The sequence below is a fragment of the Xanthomonas sp. F10 genome (assembly GCF_014206815.1).
Classification (GTDB): Bacteria; Pseudomonadota; Gammaproteobacteria; order Xanthomonadales; family Xanthomonadaceae; genus Xanthomonas_A; species Xanthomonas_A indica.
This window is the reverse complement of sequence record NZ_JACHNP010000003.1, coordinates 335,034-349,873: the sequence shown is the minus strand read 5'-3', so window position 1 is coordinate 349,873 and position 14,840 is coordinate 335,034. Positions and strand designations below refer to the sequence as shown.

The following is a 14,840-nucleotide window of genomic DNA, read 5'->3' as shown; positions in this document are numbered from 1 at the left end:
GGAGGGAACGGACATGCGCCATCATCGCCCATGTGCCGCCGCCCCGCACCCGGCCAAGCGCGACCGCGTTTGTTAGGATGAGGTGTTTGACCGCGCCGGCTCCGGTCCCCCCGGCCCCCACCTTCGCCACCGAACGAGTACCGCCGTGTCCTTCTTTGCAAACGTGGAACAGGTCCCAGGCGACCCGATCCTGGGCCTGACCGAGGCCTACAACGCCGACTCCCGCCCGACCAAGGTCAACCTGGGCGTGGGCATCTACTACGACGAAAACGGGCGCATCCCGCTGCTGCGCGCCGTGCAGCAGATCGAACAGCAGTTGGCGCAGGAGGCCAAGCCGCGCGGCTACCTGCCGATCGACGGCCTGCCCGCCTACGACCTGGCCACGCAGAAGCTGCTGTTCGGCGCCGAGTCGCCGCTGCTGGCCGCCGGCCGCGTCGCCACCTCGCAGACCGTCGGCGGCAGCGGTGCGCTGCGCGTTGGCGCGGACCTGCTGAAAAAGCTGCTGTCCACCTCGACCATCGCCATCAGCAACCCGAGCTGGGAGAACCATCGCGCGGTGTTCACCGCCGCCGGCTTCGACGTGGTCGACTACACCTATTTCGATCCGGCCAGCCACGGCTTGAACTTCGACGGCATGCTCGCCGACCTGCGCGCGCTCGCGCCCGGCAGCGTGGTGCTGCTGCACGCCTGCTGCCACAACCCCACTGGCGCCGACCTGAGCCAGGCGCAGTGGCGCACCGTGGCCGAGCTGCTGAAGGAACGCAACCTGTTCCCGTTCGTGGACATCGCCTACCAGGGCTTCGACAAGGGCATCGACGCCGACGCCTACGCGGTGCGCCTGCTGGCCGAGGTCGGCATCGACAACTACGTGGTCGCCAGTTCCTACTCCAAGTCGTTCTCGCTGTACGGCGAGCGCGTCGGCGCGCTGTCGGTGGTCTCGGCCAACGCCGCCGAGAGCAAGGCGGTGCAGTCGCAGGTCAAGCGCATCATCCGCACCATCTACTCCAGCCCGTCCACGCACGGCGCCGCGCTGGTCGCCGGGGTGCTCAACAGCCCGGAACTGCGCGCGATGTGGGAGCAGGAACTGACCGAGATGCGCGAGCGCATCCACGCCCTGCGCGCCGGCATGGTGCAGAAGCTGGCCGCCCTGGGCGCGCCGGAGTTCGGCTTCATCCAGCAGCAGGCCGGCATGTTCTCCTACTCGGGCCTGAGCAAGGCGCAGGTTGACCGGCTGCGCGAGGAGTTCGGCATCTACGCGGTCGGCACCGGCCGCATCTGCGTGGCCGCGCTGAGCCAGAAGAACCTGGACTACGTGACCCAGGCCGTGGCGACCGTGCACAAGGGCTGAGTGCCGCCGGCGAGGCCGCCGCCTGGCGGCCTGATGCAGTCCGGCCAGGACATCGCACCGGGAGCGCGCAAGCCTCCCGGTTTTTTATGCCCGACGCCAACGCCGGCGGCTGGGTCGCGCAGGCGGCGCTGTGCCGTGTGGCGCGATCGATCGGGTCGCCGCACGGCATCCTGTGCCACCTGCGCAGGCACGCCAGCGCAGGTCACGCCGCATGCCGTTGGAAATGGCCGATCAGCGCCGCGAGGTGCGGGGTCGCCACCCGTGCGGCGACGTAGCCGTCCGGGCGCACCAACAGCCACTCGCCCGGGTGCGGTGCGTAGGCGTCGGCGAAGTGGCCGTGCACATCGCGCAGATCCCCGGCCGGGCCGATGATGTGCACGTGCAGTCCGCGGCACCCGGGGGCGAGGGCCCGATCGGCGGCATAGCCGAGCAGGGTCCAGTGGGTGCCGCGCAAGACCTCGAACAGCCGCAGCGGCTGCCCGCCCGCACCGCGCAGCGGCGCATCCGGCGCCCGGTCGCCCGGCTGTATCCGGCGCTCGCCCGCGTCGGCCTGCAGCGACAGCGACGAGGCCCGGTACTGCAGGTCGAGCTGCTGCACCTCGCGACCGCGCCGCTGGTCGCCGTGGCGGGCGCGATCGAGCAGCCGCGTGGACAGGCCCAGCATCGCGGCGGCGATCGGCCGCCGCTCCTCCTCGTAGGTATCGAGCAGGGCGGCGGGCGCGCCGCGCAGCACCGCGGCCAGCTTCCAGCCCAGGTTGTACGCATCCTGGGCGCTGGTGTTCAGCCCCTGGCCGCCGGTCGGCGGATGGATGTGCGCCGCATCGCCGACCAGGAACACGCGCCCGGCGCGGTAGCGATCGGCCAAGCGCGCGCTCATCTGATAGGCCGATGCCCAACAGACGCGGTCGATCACCAGGTCGTCGCGGCCGGTGCGCGCGCGCAGCATGGCCGCCAGGCCCGCGACCGACAGGTCCACCTCGCCGTCGCGCGGCACCGGCGCCTGCAGTTGGAACAGCGCCGTGCCCAGCAACGGGCACAGCGAAATGCGCCGCGCGTTGTCGTCCTCGTGGAACGTATGCCAGGCATCACGCGGCAGCCCGTGCAGCACGATGTCGGCGACCACCGCGCGCACGCCCAGGGTCTGGCCGGGAAAGCCGATGCCCAGCATGGGGCGCACCGCGCTGCGGCCGCCGTCGGCGCCGATCAGGTAGCGCGTTGCGATGGTCTGCTCGCCGGCCGGCGTGGCCACGCGTACGGTGACGCCCTCGGCGTCCTGCGCGAAATCGAGCAAGGCATGGCCGAACTCCACCTGGTGCCCCAGTTCCGACAGGCGCGCGCGCAGCGCCGCTTCGGTCAGGAACTGCGGCACCATCAACGGGCTGCGATAGGGTTCGGCCGGGGTGGCGGGACCGCCGTCCACCACGACCGTGTCGACCCAGCTGCCGTCGGCGCGATGGGTGCGCGACACCGGGTAGAGGCCACCGGCGGCGAACAGTCGATGGATCAGGCCCATGTCCTCGAACATCTCCTGGCTGCGTGGCTGGATCCCCTTGCCGCGGGAGCCGGGGAAGGGCTGGTCGCGCTGTTCCAGCAGCCGGAACGCGACCCCGCGGCGGGCCAGTTCGATCGCCAGGGTCAAACCGGCCGCGCCGGCACCGCAGATCACCACCTCGGGGGACATCGTCATCGCTGCAGGCTCCATAAATGTGCAAAATGCACTTAACTGGAGAGGACGATATGCCTGCCGATAAGAGAGTGCAAGATACACATATCTCGCCCGAACTGAAGTCGCTGCACCTGTCCATGGTCAGCATCGCCAGCGTGATGAACCGCCCGCGCAACGACGCGCGGCTGCTGGAAGAAGCCGGCCTGACCCTGGACCAGGCGCTGTTCCGCCTGCTGGTGGTGATCGAGCGATTCGGGCCGATCGGGGTGGTGGACCTGGCCGAGCGCCTGGGCCGCGACTACACGACCATCAGCCGCCAGGTCGCCAAGCTGGCGGCGATGGAGCTGGTCGAACGCCGCGGCAACGCGCAGGACCGGCGCCTGCGCGAGGCCACCGTCACGCCCAAGGGCAAGGACATGACCGACCGTCTGGATGCGGCACGCGAGCGCATCGGCCGGCGGATCTTCGCCTCCTGGGCACCGCAGGACGTGACGGATCTGGTGCGGCTGATGGCGAAGTTCGCCGCTGCCCTCGAAGCCGGCGAGCGCACGCCATAGCGGCACGCGCGCGTCGGCCGCTACGCGGTGTTTCGACGCGCGTGCAGCACGGCGCATCGAAATCCGCGGCGCAACCCGCGACAATGGCGGCCCCCTTCTCACGCAAGGCCGCCCTGCCCATGTCGCGAACGTCGCTGACCCGCTTCCTGATCGAAGAACAGCATGCCGGGCGTATCGGCCCGGAACTGCGCCAGCTCATCACGATCGTGTCCCGCGCCTGCAAGCGCATCTCCATCGCGGTCAGCAAGGGCGCCCTTGGCGGCGTGCTCGGCGACGCCGGCACCGGCAACGTGCAGGGCGAAGCGCAGAAGAAGCTGGACGTGCTCAGCAACGACATCCTGCTTGAAGCCAACGCCTGGGGCGGTCACCTCGCCGCCTGCGCCTCGGAAGAAATGGACCACTGCCAGCCGGTGCCCGACAAGTACCCCAGCGGCGATTTCCTGCTGCTGTTCGACCCGCTGGACGGCAGCTCCAACATCGACGTCAACGTCTCGGTCGGCACCATCTTCTCGGTGCTGCGCGCGCCGCCCGGCACCGACAAGCCCGGCGACGAACACTTCCTGCAGCCGGGCACCGCGCAGGTCGCCGCCGGCTACTGCATCTACGGCCCCAGCACGATGCTGGTGCTGACCCTGGGCCACGGCACCCACGCCTTCACCCTGGAGCGCGAGGAGGGCAGCTTCCTGCTGACCCAGGCCGACATGCGCATCCCCGAGGACACCGCCGAGTTCGCGATCAACATGTCCAACCAGCGCCATTGGGAAGCGCCGATGCAGCAGTACGTAGCCGACCTGCTCGCCGGTACCGAAGGCGTGCGCGGCAAGAACTTCAACATGCGCTGGATTGCCAGCATGGTCGCCGACGTGCACCGCATCCTCACCCGCGGCGGCATCTTCATCTACCCCTGGGACAAGAAGGATCCCGGCAAGGCCGGCAAGCTGCGGCTGATGTACGAAGCCAACCCGATGGGCATGCTGGTGGAGCAGGCCGGCGGCGCCGCCAGCACCGGCCGCGCGCGTATCCTCGGCCTGCAGCCGGAGCAACTGCATCAGCGCGTGCCGGTGTTCCTTGGCTCCAAGAACGAAGTGGCCGAGGCGGTGCGGTATCACTTGGAGCACGACAGCCGCCAACGCTGAATGTGTGGTGGTGCGACGGTCGCGCGTCCGGGCGATCCTGGACGATGGCGGCTGTCGCCAGCGCTGCCGTATAGTCGCTGCCGCAACGCCGACGCATCGCCGCGGTGGTGCAGGGGAAGCCGCCACAGGCGGCGTATTGCGCTTCGGCGAGATCGTCCTGGAACGGCAGCCGTCGCTCCTGGGCGGCGCCTCGGCGCGATGATGTGCGCTATCGCCGTCGCAGCGCCGGTGGCGGTAAAACAACTCAAACAGGGGAAAGTGCGATGAAACATGTCTTCGGACTGCTGCTGCTGCTCGTCTCGGGTGTGGCCTGTGCCGACACCACGCAACAAGGGAAGATCACCCGTGTGGTGGTCGAATCCAGCTACGCCTCGGTCTGGCTGGAGAACCAGCCGACCAACAACGAGTGCGCGTCCGACGGGCGCTGGGTGATCGATTTTTCCGCGGACGCCATCGCCAAGGAAAAGTATTCGGCCATCCTCTCCGCCGCCTCTTCCAGGACCCAGGTCGTGCTGCAGTTCACGACCAGCGAGGGCTGTGGCGGCTTCGGTGCGAAGAAGATCCACTACGTCGACCTGCTGTACTGATCGCACACGCGCGCCGCGCCCTGGCCGGGCGCGCAGCGATGCGGCAGGATGCAGCGACCAAGACGAACAAGGAGGTTCCGATGCGCTGGTGCGTGATGCTGGTGGCGGTGTTATGGAGCGGCCTGCTGTCGGCGGCCGAACCCTTTCGCATGCAGAACCTGATGCTGCTGCAGCCCGACTCGGTGATGCGCGAGCGTGCCGAGCACATCGAAGCGCTGGCGGCGTATGTGAAGGCGCTGAATGCCGCGGCGTCGCGCGAACTGGCGCGGGTCGGCACGCCCCGGCCTGCTGCCGGCTTCGTGGCCGTGGCCGTCCGCCCCGGCGGCCGTTCCAGGATCTGGCTGGATCTGGCACCCGCTCTTCCCGATGCGACGGCGACTGCGCTGACCACGGCACTGGAGCGAGTGCCACCATTCCAGGCCAAGGGCGGCGTGGTGGTGTTCGCGCTCAACGTCACCCTTTGGGACGCGCCGCCGACCGAGCGCCAAGGGCCAGCACCAGCGGCCTGGCAGCGTGCCGCCGAGGGCCAACGGGCGCCGATGGAGATCGGCGACCTGGTCGAGCGGGTCTGGCCAGCGCGTGCGGCGCACTGAAGCCGCCTCTGCGTCTTTGGTTGCATCGTGGCGCACGGCAGGCCATCCACCCCGACGGCCCCCCCCGGATTTGCGCCGACGGCCGTTGGCACATCGGCTTCGGCTAAGCATCCAGGCTGCGGTAGGGTAGCGGCAGCCCGGTGACATGCGCCGAGGGCGCCGATGCCTGGCGATCGTCGCGTGCACCGGTCGTACCGGGCGGGAGGAAACCCATGAACCAGACCCTCGTCGTGCTGTTCTTCTTCGCCACCGCACCGGTCGCGCTGATGCCTACCGTCATCGCGCTGTTCACCCGCCACCGCTGGCGAAAGCGCATCGTGTTGATCAACCTGGCGCTGTGGACGCTGTTGTTCTTCGCCGCCAGGAGCTTCACCCTGTCCAACTCCAGCCGTTTCGAGTTGCCGACCCTGCTGGCGCTGGCGATGTGGCTGGTGCTGCTGGGCATCGCGATCCGCGGCAACCCGGCGCCGGCCGCCAAGCGCTAGGCGACGGTCGCCGCGGCACATGCTGCGCTAGAGCACGACAGCCAGTGCGCCCGCAGTCGTCCGTCACCGCTGGGTCGCGATGCAGCCCGCCACGTCCACCTCACCCGGCCTGCACGCAACAGCGACGGCATGCGCATGCGCGACCGGCCACAGTGCGGCCACCCATCGTCCTCACGGAAGCAGCCATGTCCCTGCGCGCCTTCGGCCTGAACTGCACGCTCAAGCGCGGTACCGCGCCCTCGTCCACTCAGCGCCTGCTCGACCAGGTGCTGCAGGCACTGGCGGCGCACGGCGTGCAGGGCGATTCGGCGCGCGTGGCCGACTTTGACGTGCGGCCCGGCGTGCGTGCCGACGAAGGCGAGGGCGATGCCTGGCCGCAGCTGCGCCAGCGCGTGTTGGACGCAGACATCTTCGTGTTGGCCACGCCGATCTGGGTCGGCCATCCGTCGAGCCTGGCGCAGCGCGTGCTGGAGCGCATGGATGCGTTTCTTGGCGAAATCGGCGACGACGGCGTCTATCCGACCTTCAACCGCGTCGCCATGGTCGCGGTGGTGGGCAACGAGGACGGTGCGCACAAGGTCAGCGCCGACCTGTACCAGGGGCTCACCGATTTCGGCTTCAGCGTCGCCGCCGGCAGCCCGCCGTACTGGGTTGGCGAAGCCATGGGCAGCACCGACTACCGGGACCTGAAACAGACACCGAAGGTGCTGGCCGACACCATCACGACCGCCGCCAGCAACGCCGCGCACCTGGCGCGCCTGCTCAAGGCCAATCCGTACCCGCCGCCGCTGGCCTGAGGCGGCCCGCCGCGTCGCCGCGCCGATCGCTGGGGGCCGCTTCGCTGCGGCTGCAACCCTGCGAAATCGCTGGTAAGGTCGCGCGATGTCCGACCCGCATCCCGATTTCATCGAAGTGTTCGAGGGCGCCATGTCCCGCGAGGACTGCGCCGCCATCCTGCGCCGTCTGCGCGGCAGTACCCAGTTGCGGCCCGGCGAAGTCGGCAGCGGCGTGTTTCCCGAGCTCAAGCGCAGCCGCGACCTGCGCATCAGCGGCCTGGAACCGTGGCGCGACGTGGAACAGCGACTGCAGCAGGCCGTGTTCGGCGGGCTGCTGGGCTACCTGCGCAAGTACCCGCAGACCCTGATCTCGCCGCTGATGCTGCAGGTGCCGGGCGCCGACGGCCAGCCGCACCGGCTCAGTGCCGACGACTTCGCCCTGCTCGACGACGCGGCACTGTCCAACCTGGCGCGCACCTGCCTGCGCCCGGGCGCGATCAACCTGCAGTGGTACGAGGCCGGCGAGGGTGGCTATCCGTACTGGCACTGCGAGCTGTATCCGCGCGATCCCGGCGCCGAGACCCTGCACCGGCACCTGTTGTGGACCCTGTACCTCAACGACGATTTCGACGAGGGCGAGACCGAGTTCCTGTTCCAGCGCCGCAAGATCGCCCCGCGCGCCGGCAGCCTGCTGATCGCCCCTACCGCCTTCACCCACACCCACCGCGGCAACCGCCCGCAGCGCGGCGACAAGTTCATCGCCACCAGCTGGATCCTGTTCCAGTCGGCGCAGGCGTTGTACGGCCGGGAGTAGGGGTTCGTCAAAAGCAGGGAGTGGGGATTGGGGATTCGCAAGAGCGGCTTTCTTGGCGGTTGAATTGCAATGGCGGCGGACCGAGGCGTCGCGCCGCTTTTGCGAATCCCGAATCTCAAATCCCTAACCCCTGCTTTCGACGAATCCCCAATCCCGAATCCCCAATCCCCGCTCAAAACAACTCGCCCTGCGGCGATGGCGGGCGCGGCGGCAGCGGTTTGACGAAGTGGCTGCACTCCAGGCGGCGGCGTGGGGACTCGGCATAGCCCAGCCGCTTGTGCGCCAGGGCGAAGCGCCGCGCCAGCAGGTCGGCGTAGACGCCTTCGCCACGCATGCGCTTGCCGAACGTGCTGTCGTAGTCCTTGCCGCCGCGCAGTTGCTGCACCGTGCTCATCACGTGCGCGGCGCGATCGGGGTGGTGCGCCTGCAACCAGTCGCGGAACAGCGGCGCCACTTCGTGCGGCAGGCGCAGCAGCACGTAGCCAGCAGACTCGGCGCCTGCTTCGCGGGCCGCTTCCAGCACCGCTTCCAGCGCGTGGTCGTTGATCCACGGGATCACCGGCGCCACCATCACCCCGACCGGCACCCCGGCGGCGTGCAGGGTACGCATCGCCCGCAGCCGCGCGTGCGGGGCGGAGGCGCGCGGCTCCAGCCTGGCCGACAGCCGCGGGTCCAGCGAGGTCACCGAGAAGTGCACGCTGACCAGGTTGTCGCGGGCCAGCGGCGCCAGCAGGTCCAGGTCGCGTTCGACCAGCGCGTTCTTGGTGATCAGCGAGAACGGGTGGCGGGTCTCGGCGAAGACCTCGATCAGGCGCCGGGTCAGCTGCAGCTTGCGCTCGATCGGCTGGTAGGCGTCGGTGTTGATGCCCAGCGCGATCGGGCTGGGCACGTAACCGGGCTTGGCCAACTCGCGGCGCAACAACTCCGCAGCATTGGTCTTGGCGAACAGCCGCGTCTCGAAGTCCAGCCCCGGCGACAGGTTGAGATAGGCATGGCTGGGGCGGGCGAAGCAGTAGCTGCAGCCGTGCTCGCAGCCGCGGTACGGGTTGACCGATTGCGCGAACCCCACGTCCGGCGACTGGTTGCGGCTGATGATGCTGCGCGCCGTCTCCTCGCTCACCTGGGTGCGCAGGCGCGGGGCGGCGAATTCCTCGCTGTCGTCGGGGTACCAGCCGTCGTCCTCGGCCTGGCTGACGGTCCGTTCGAAGCGGCCGGGCAGGTGGCTGCCGGCGCCGCGGCCCTTGATGGCAGTGCTCATCGGCATAGGCTACGCGCCGAGCGTCTCGGCGGATGCGACGGTGCCTGCCGCTGCGCTGAATGTTTCAGGCCGACGATTGCGGCACGGCCACCTTCTCCGATTGCGCAGGATTGCGCGCTGGCAGCGCAGCAGGTCGACGCTCACGGTGTCCGGCCGCGATGATGCCGCGCTTGGCCGGGGGCCGGTCCCCGTAGCGCGCGACCAGGTCCCGCAGGTGTCACGCGGCTGCCGCGGGCAGCTGTCATACACCGTGCAGTGCCATGCCGGTTCGCGTCGCCAGTTGCCAGCAGCAAGACAGGCGGCCACCGCGTCGAGCCGGCCGACCGCGACATCCCGCGCCTGCACCGCCTTCGCCGCAACCTCCGCGCCACCCTCTAGAATCCGCCGATGCTCGTGATCGCGACTCTGCAGAACACCTGGGACCGGCTGACCGGTATCCCGCACATCGGCGCCTACCTCACCGCCGCCTACCTGCTGTACATCCTGTGGCTGAGCGGCTGGATCGTGCTGCAGAAGCGCGAGCCGGCGGCCACGCTGAGCTGGGTGCTGTCGCTGGCCGCCTTGCCCTACCTCGGCTTCGTCATCTACTACCTGCTGGGCCCGCAGAAGGTGAAGCGGCAGCGCCTGCGCCGCGGCCGCTCGCGCTCGGGCATGGAGCACTACAGCAGCGTGTGCCCGCCGGACGCCGACTGCACGGAACTGGCCAAGATCGGCCAGGCCACCACCGGGCTGGCGCCCAGCTCGGCCACCGCGGTGCAGTGGCTGGTCGACGGCGCGGCCACCTACGAGGCGATCGTGCGCGACATCGGTGCCGCCCAGCACCACGTGCACCTGGAGTACTACATCTTCAATCCCGACCGCACCGGCACGCGCATCCGCGACGCGCTGGTCGAGCGCGCCCGCGCCGGGGTGCGGGTGCGCCTGCTGCTGGATGCGGTCGGCTCCTCGCAGGTGCGCAAGCGCTTCCTGCGGCCGCTGCTGGAGGCCGGCGCCGAGGTGGCCTGGTTCCATCCCACCCAGCTGCTGCGGCCGTTCAAGTTCAAGCGGCCCTGGGTCAACCTGCGCACCCACCGCAAGATCGTGGTGATCGACGGCCGCATCGCCTTCACCGGCGGCATCAACGTCACCGACGAGGAGAACGAGGCGCTGCGCGCCGATGCCTACCGCGACCTGCACCTGCGCTGCGAGGGCCACGTGGTGCGCAGCCTGCAGCTGGTGTTCGTGGAGGACTGGCTGTACGCCACCCGGCAGGGCCGCGATGCCTTCGACATGGCGCGGATCTGGCCCAACGACATGCCCAGCCGCGACGCCGGCAGCATCCAGGCGCAGGTGCTGGTGTCGGGGCCGGATTCGTCGTGGGAGAGCATCCATCGCCTGCAGGTCGCGGCGATCTACGAGGCGCAGCGGCGGGTGTGGCTGGTCACGCCGTACTTCGTGCCGGGCGAAGCCGCGCGCATGGCGCTGACCTCGGCGGCGCTGGGCGGGCTCGACGTGCGCCTGCTGGTCCCCAAGCGCAGCGACTCGCGGCTGGTGACGCTGGCCGCGCGCTCGTACTTCGACGAATTGCTGCAGGCCGGGGTGCGGATCTACGAGTACGGCCCGCGCATGCTGCACACCAAGGCGCTGATCACCGACGAGGACCTGTGCCTGGTCGGCAGCGCCAACTTCGACAACCGCAGTTTCCGGCTCAATTTCGAGGTCGCCACGTTGTTCCGCGACCGCGGACTGACCCGGCAACTGGCCGAGTTGCTGGAAGGCGAGATGGCCGACGCGGTACGCGTACGCGACGACCGCAAGCGCTCGCTGTGGCGCTACCGGCTGCCTGAGGCGGTGGCGCGGCTGACCTCGCCGCTGCTGTAGCCGCGGCCGTCGCGCCACCCCGGCGCCCGGATGCGGCGCGCCAGCTGCGGCGCCACGTGGAACCGGCACGCCCGGCGGCGCTACACTGCGCCATCCTTGGGGAGATCGTCATGTATTGGCTCTTTCTGCCGCTTGCGCTGGGTGCTTTCGTTCTGGCGTTCACGACGCCGCACATGTGGTTGCTGGTGGTGAGCCTGCTGGCCGCGCTGGCCTTCCTGCTGGCCTGGGCGCGCGGCTGGTACGTGGCCAAGATCGGCGATGCCAGCCAGCGCGACGCGATGCCGATGATCGATCCGGCGGAACTGCGCCGCCTGCGCGAGCAGGCCGAGGCGCGCCGCGCCGCGGCCGCCGCCAGCGACGACGCCGCGGCACCGTAAGCGGCACGCCGGCGATGACCAAGCTCAGCGTCAACGTCAACAAGATCGCGGTGCTGCGCAATTCGCGCGGCGGCGACCTGCCCAGCGTGCTCGAGGCCGCGCGCGCCTGCCTGGATGCCGGGGCGCACGGCATCACCGTGCACCCGCGCCCGGACCGCCGCCACATCCATGCCGAAGACGTGCTGGCGCTGGCCGAGTTGATCCGCGACCGCGGCGTCGAATTCAACATCGAGGGCAACCCGTTCGCACCGCCGCGGCCCGGTTATCCCGGGTTGATCGCCCTGTGCGCGCAGACCCGCCCGGCACAGGCCACCCTGGTGCCCGACGGCGACGGCCAACTCACCTCCGACCACGGCTTCGACTTCGGCCGCGACAGTGCGCGCCTGCGCCCGCTGATCGCCGAACTGAAAGCGCTGGGCTGCCGGGTCAGCCTGTTCGTCGATGCCGACAATCCCGAGCTGGCGGTCGCGGCCGAACTGGGCGCCGACCGCATCGAGCTCTACACCGGCCCCTATGCCGCAGCGTGGGAGCGGGGCGACAGCGCCGCGGCAGTGCCGTTCGCGGACGCCGCACGCCGCGCGCAGGCGGCCGGTCTGGGCGTCAACGCCGGCCACGATCTGGCCCAGGCCAATCTCGGCGCATTCCTGGCGAACGTGCCGCAGGTGCTGGAGGTCTCGATCGGCCACGCGCTGATCGGCGAGGCGCTCTACGCCGGGCTCGACGCCACGGTGAAGGCCTATCTGGCGGTGCTGGCGGGCGCACGCTGAGCCAGGCCGACCACGCGAGGCGTGCGCACCCTGCTGGCCTGCACGCTGCGCGGACGCGATCGCGTTCTGCAAGACAGTAGCGATCAGCGCAGTCCGGTCAGCGTGGGGTTTCCGCTGCCTCCCGCAACCAGGGGGACGCGCGTTGCCAGGCGCGACGCCACCGGAACAGTGGCGTCGCATCGCGGGCGGCCTGTTACTGCACGAAGCCGATGCGCTGCACGTCGGCGTTTTTCGCCGCCGCCAGCACCTTGGCCATGGCGTCGTAGTCGGCATCCGGGCTGGCATCGATGCGCACATCCGGTGCGTTGTTGCCGGCCTGTGCCATCGCTTCCTGCAATCGCGGCTGCAGTTCGCGCAAGGGCAGGGGGATGGCATTCCAGAAGAGTTGCCCGCTCGCATCCAGGCGTAACTCGATCGGCTCGGGTGGTGGCAGCGGTCGCGTCGGCCTCGAATCGCGCTGCGGCAGGTCCATGGCGATCGTCCGCGTCAGCATCGGCGCGGTGACGATGAAAATGATCAACAGCACCAGCATCACATCGACCAGCGGGGTGACATTGATCTCCGCCAGCGGTCCCCGAGTCCCTGCAGCACTGAACGCCATGGCCAGCCTCCTGTGGGTGTGGTGTCGCGCTGCCAGCCTACACCTGCTACGCGGCGGTGCGCGAGGGGGAAGGATGGCGTGGTCGGCGTGACGGCCTGGCCCGGGCGGCGGACAAGCAGGCTGCAGGATGGACGGGAGGCGCGTGTCCGAACCAATCGGACGCATGTCGCTCCAGCGTATTCGGCCGGACCTGGCACGCCTGGCGAACGGGCAGGGGATGGCGTCCGTCCGCGCATAAAAAAAACGCCACCGTTGCCGGTGGCGTTTGCAGTCGCGTCATGACTGAGGTGTTGCGGTGAAGCGAATTGCGGTGAAGCTTATTGCTGCACGAAGCCGATCTTCTTCATGTCCGAGTTCTTGGCGGCGGCCAGCACCTTGGCCATCACTTCGTACTCGGAATCCGGATTGGCATCGATGCGCAGTTCCGGCTGGTTGGTCGGATCGCGCTGGACTTCGTTTTCCATCATCTGCGGGAGCGCACTCACCGCCACCGGGCTGTTGTTCCAGAACACCTGGTTCGACGCATCGATCCGCAGATCGATCGGCGGCGGCGGATCGCGCAACTGCGGCGGCGGGTTGATGACCCGCTGCGGCAGATCCACGTCGATCGGGTACGTCATGATCGGCGCGGTGACGATGAAGATGATCAACAGCACCAGCATCACGTCGACCAGCGGCGTGACGTTGATGTCGGCCATGGGACCACGGCCGCCTCCTGAGCTGAACGCCATGGCTCAGTTCCCCTTCTCTTTGGTCGCAACGAAGCCGACGTCCAGCATGCCCTGACTCTGCGCGATCTTGGTGATCTCGTTGATCGTGCGCATCTTGGTGGTGCGGTCGCCACGCAGGTTGAGCGGCGGCTGCGGGGTCTGCTGTGCGGCGGTCGAGAAGCGCGACTCCAAAGCTTCCTTGGAGATCGGCTCATCGTTCCAGTACAGCGACCCATCTTCCTTGACCGCCAGCGTGATCGGATTCGAACGCTTGTCGTCCTTGTCCGGATCCTGCTTCAAGTTGGCTTGGGGCAGTTCCACCTTGACCTTGTGGGACATCAGCGGTGCCGTGATGATGAAGATGATCAGCAGCACCAGCATCACGTCCACAAGGGGCGTGACGTTGATGTCGGCCATGGGGCCGCCGCTGTTACCACTACTGAAAGCCATAACGGGCTCCGTTAACGTTGCGTGGACGACTTAGCCGGGATCAGCGAACGCGCGAACCGGTGGCGAAGAAGTCGTGCAGGTCGTGAGCGAAGGTGTCGAACTTGGCGATCACCGAGCTGTTGACCTTGCTGAAGAAGTTGAAGGCGAACACGGCCGGGATCGCGACGAACAGACCGATCGCGGTCATGATCAGCGCTTCACCGACCGGGCCGGCCACGGCGTCGATCGAGGCGGAGCCGGTGGCACCGATCTTGATCAGCGCGCCGTAGATGCCCCACACGGTACCCAGCAGACCGACGAACGGCGCGGTCGCACCGACGGTCGCCAGCAGGGTCATGCCCGACTGCAGCTTGGTGCTTTCGCGGGTCACGGCCTGACGCAGGGCGCGGTCGACGAACTCCGAACGGCTCAGGGTCTCGCCCAGGCCGGTGCCGGCGCCGGCTTCGGCGCGCTGGTGGTGCGCAGCGGCCTGCGCGGCGTCCAGCGCGATCTTCGAGAACGGCTCGGAAGCCGGCTGCTCTTCCATCGCACGGATGGCGTCCTGCGCGTTCGGGGTGTCCCAGAACAGGCTGGTGACGCGGTCGGCCTGGCTCTTCAGGCGGGTGGCGCGGAAGATGTTGATGATCGTCCAGTACCAGGACGAGGCGGACATGATGATCAGGGTGATGAGCACCACCCAGGAGACGGCGAAGTCACCCGGCTTGGAGGTCATTTCGGTGATCAGGTGCTCGAAGCCCATCTGCGACAGGGCGTTCGATGCGTTGTTGCCCCCCGCAGCAGCGGCGATGAAAATTTCCTGCAGCATGACGCTTACCTTTGTTGTGTGTGGTGGTGATGAGGGTGGTGCAAAGAGTA

The 14,840-nt window shown here is 68.9% G+C and carries 17 protein-coding genes; 11 read left to right on the top strand and 6 right to left on the bottom strand.

The annotated features are described in order from the left end of the window. The first annotated feature begins 145 nt into the window (after nucleotides 1-145). The gene (locus tag FHR56_RS18300; RefSeq protein ID WP_010340653.1) at nucleotides 146-1,348 is read left to right on the top strand and encodes an amino acid aminotransferase; all 1,203 of its coding nucleotides are present in this window, start codon (nucleotides 146-148) and stop codon (nucleotides 1,346-1,348) included. A 202-nt stretch (nucleotides 1,349-1,550) separates the two neighbouring features. On the opposite strand, the gene FHR56_RS18295 is transcribed toward FHR56_RS18300, so the two are convergent. Continuing rightward, on the bottom strand, nucleotides 1,551-3,035 hold the full coding sequence (locus tag FHR56_RS18295; RefSeq protein ID WP_184502724.1) for an FAD-dependent oxidoreductase: 1,485 nt from the start codon (nucleotides 3,033-3,035) through the stop codon (nucleotides 1,551-1,553). 68 nt (nucleotides 3,036-3,103) lie between these two features. Here FHR56_RS18295 and FHR56_RS18290 point away from each other — a divergent pair, with 68 nt between their 5' ends. The 7 genes from FHR56_RS18290 (at nucleotide 3,104) to FHR56_RS18260 (ending at nucleotide 7,962) form a co-directional block, all read left to right on the top strand. Continuing rightward, nucleotides 3,104-3,571, top strand: coding sequence for a MarR family transcriptional regulator (locus tag FHR56_RS18290; protein WP_242082613.1), 468 nt, complete (start codon nucleotides 3,104-3,106; stop codon nucleotides 3,569-3,571). A gap of 119 nt (nucleotides 3,572-3,690) precedes the next feature. After that, on the top strand, nucleotides 3,691-4,707 hold the full coding sequence (locus FHR56_RS18285; protein WP_184502722.1) for a class 1 fructose-bisphosphatase: 1,017 nt from the start codon (nucleotides 3,691-3,693) through the stop codon (nucleotides 4,705-4,707). A gap of 263 nt (nucleotides 4,708-4,970) precedes the next feature. Next, on the top strand, nucleotides 4,971-5,294 hold the full coding sequence (locus tag FHR56_RS18280; RefSeq protein WP_019796764.1) for a hypothetical protein: 324 nt from the start codon (nucleotides 4,971-4,973) through the stop codon (nucleotides 5,292-5,294). An 80-nt stretch (nucleotides 5,295-5,374) separates the two neighbouring features. Then, complete coding sequence (locus FHR56_RS18275; RefSeq protein ID WP_260400323.1) at nucleotides 5,375-5,887, top strand: hypothetical protein; 513 nt, start codon at nucleotides 5,375-5,377, stop codon at nucleotides 5,885-5,887. Between the two features lie 212 nt (nucleotides 5,888-6,099). After that, nucleotides 6,100-6,372 (top strand): hypothetical protein, encoded by a 273-nt coding sequence (locus FHR56_RS18270; protein ID WP_019797179.1) that lies wholly within the window; start codon nucleotides 6,100-6,102, stop codon nucleotides 6,370-6,372. Between the two features lie 185 nt (nucleotides 6,373-6,557). Further along, entirely contained in the window at nucleotides 6,558-7,169 is a 612-nt protein-coding gene (locus FHR56_RS18265) for an NAD(P)H-dependent oxidoreductase (RefSeq protein ID WP_019797178.1), read from the top strand. A gap of 85 nt (nucleotides 7,170-7,254) precedes the next feature. Then, on the top strand, nucleotides 7,255-7,962 hold the full coding sequence (locus tag FHR56_RS18260; RefSeq protein ID WP_184502720.1) for a 2OG-Fe(II) oxygenase: 708 nt from the start codon (nucleotides 7,255-7,257) through the stop codon (nucleotides 7,960-7,962). A 172-nt stretch (nucleotides 7,963-8,134) separates the two neighbouring features. On the opposite strand, the gene FHR56_RS18255 is transcribed toward FHR56_RS18260, so the two are convergent. Then, the gene (locus tag FHR56_RS18255; RefSeq protein ID WP_184502719.1) at nucleotides 8,135-9,220 is read right to left on the bottom strand and encodes a PA0069 family radical SAM protein; all 1,086 of its coding nucleotides are present in this window, start codon (nucleotides 9,218-9,220) and stop codon (nucleotides 8,135-8,137) included. A 387-nt stretch (nucleotides 9,221-9,607) separates the two neighbouring features. On the opposite strand from FHR56_RS18255, the gene cls reads away from it, so the two are divergent. From cls to FHR56_RS18240, 3 genes are all read left to right on the top strand, one after another. Then, nucleotides 9,608-11,080, top strand: a complete 1,473-nt coding sequence (cls, locus tag FHR56_RS18250) for a cardiolipin synthase (RefSeq protein WP_184502718.1) — start codon at nucleotides 9,608-9,610, stop codon at nucleotides 11,078-11,080. 110 nt (nucleotides 11,081-11,190) lie between these two features. Then, nucleotides 11,191-11,457, top strand: coding sequence for a hypothetical protein (locus tag FHR56_RS18245; protein ID WP_010340662.1), 267 nt, complete (start codon nucleotides 11,191-11,193; stop codon nucleotides 11,455-11,457). A 14-nt stretch (nucleotides 11,458-11,471) separates the two neighbouring features. Next, nucleotides 11,472-12,224, top strand: a complete 753-nt coding sequence (locus FHR56_RS18240) for a pyridoxine 5'-phosphate synthase (protein ID WP_184502717.1) — start codon at nucleotides 11,472-11,474, stop codon at nucleotides 12,222-12,224. 193 nt (nucleotides 12,225-12,417) lie between these two features. On the opposite strand, the gene FHR56_RS18235 is transcribed toward FHR56_RS18240, so the two are convergent. The 4 genes from FHR56_RS18235 to exbB form a co-directional block, all read right to left on the bottom strand. Beyond that, nucleotides 12,418-12,825, bottom strand: a complete 408-nt coding sequence (locus tag FHR56_RS18235) for a biopolymer transporter ExbD (RefSeq protein ID WP_184502716.1) — start codon at nucleotides 12,823-12,825, stop codon at nucleotides 12,418-12,420. Nucleotides 12,826-13,142: 317 nt separating this feature from the next. Continuing rightward, a complete protein-coding gene (locus tag FHR56_RS18230) occupies nucleotides 13,143-13,556 on the bottom strand; it encodes a biopolymer transporter ExbD (protein WP_010340665.1) in 414 nt (137 codons plus the stop codon). Between the two features lie 3 nt (nucleotides 13,557-13,559). After that, complete coding sequence (locus tag FHR56_RS18225) at nucleotides 13,560-13,985, bottom strand: biopolymer transporter ExbD (protein WP_010340666.1); 426 nt, start codon at nucleotides 13,983-13,985, stop codon at nucleotides 13,560-13,562. Nucleotides 13,986-14,025: 40 nt separating this feature from the next. After that, a complete protein-coding gene (gene exbB / locus FHR56_RS18220; RefSeq protein WP_019796135.1) occupies nucleotides 14,026-14,790 on the bottom strand; it encodes a TonB-system energizer ExbB in 765 nt (254 codons plus the stop codon). Between the last annotated feature and the right edge of the window lie 50 nt (nucleotides 14,791-14,840).

Coding starts and splice junctions, on each gene's coding strand:
- FHR56_RS18225 (WP_010340666.1), bottom strand. CDS start 13,985: ATGGCTTTCAGTAGTGGTAACAGCGGCGGCCCCATGGCCGACATCAAC.
- FHR56_RS18280 (WP_019796764.1), top strand. CDS start 4,971: ATGAAACATGTCTTCGGACTGCTGCTGCTGCTCGTCTCGGGTGTGGCC.
- exbB (WP_019796135.1), bottom strand. CDS start 14,790: ATGCTGCAGGAAATTTTCATCGCCGCTGCTGCGGGGGGCAACAACGCA.
- FHR56_RS18245 (WP_010340662.1), top strand. CDS start 11,191: ATGTATTGGCTCTTTCTGCCGCTTGCGCTGGGTGCTTTCGTTCTGGCG.
- FHR56_RS18260 (WP_184502720.1), top strand. CDS start 7,255: ATGTCCGACCCGCATCCCGATTTCATCGAAGTGTTCGAGGGCGCCATG.
- FHR56_RS18265 (WP_019797178.1), top strand. CDS start 6,558: ATGTCCCTGCGCGCCTTCGGCCTGAACTGCACGCTCAAGCGCGGTACC.
- FHR56_RS18285 (WP_184502722.1), top strand. CDS start 3,691: ATGTCGCGAACGTCGCTGACCCGCTTCCTGATCGAAGAACAGCATGCC.
- FHR56_RS18270 (WP_019797179.1), top strand. CDS start 6,100: ATGAACCAGACCCTCGTCGTGCTGTTCTTCTTCGCCACCGCACCGGTC.
- FHR56_RS18295 (WP_184502724.1), bottom strand. CDS start 3,035: ATGACGATGTCCCCCGAGGTGGTGATCTGCGGTGCCGGCGCGGCCGGT.
- FHR56_RS18240 (WP_184502717.1), top strand. CDS start 11,472: ATGACCAAGCTCAGCGTCAACGTCAACAAGATCGCGGTGCTGCGCAAT.
- FHR56_RS18235 (WP_184502716.1), bottom strand. CDS start 12,825: ATGGCGTTCAGTGCTGCAGGGACTCGGGGACCGCTGGCGGAGATCAAT.
- FHR56_RS18275 (WP_260400323.1), top strand. CDS start 5,375: ATGCGCTGGTGCGTGATGCTGGTGGCGGTGTTATGGAGCGGCCTGCTG.
- FHR56_RS18255 (WP_184502719.1), bottom strand. CDS start 9,220: ATGAGCACTGCCATCAAGGGCCGCGGCGCCGGCAGCCACCTGCCCGGC.
- cls (WP_184502718.1), top strand. CDS start 9,608: ATGCTCGTGATCGCGACTCTGCAGAACACCTGGGACCGGCTGACCGGT.
- FHR56_RS18230 (WP_010340665.1), bottom strand. CDS start 13,556: ATGGCGTTCAGCTCAGGAGGCGGCCGTGGTCCCATGGCCGACATCAAC.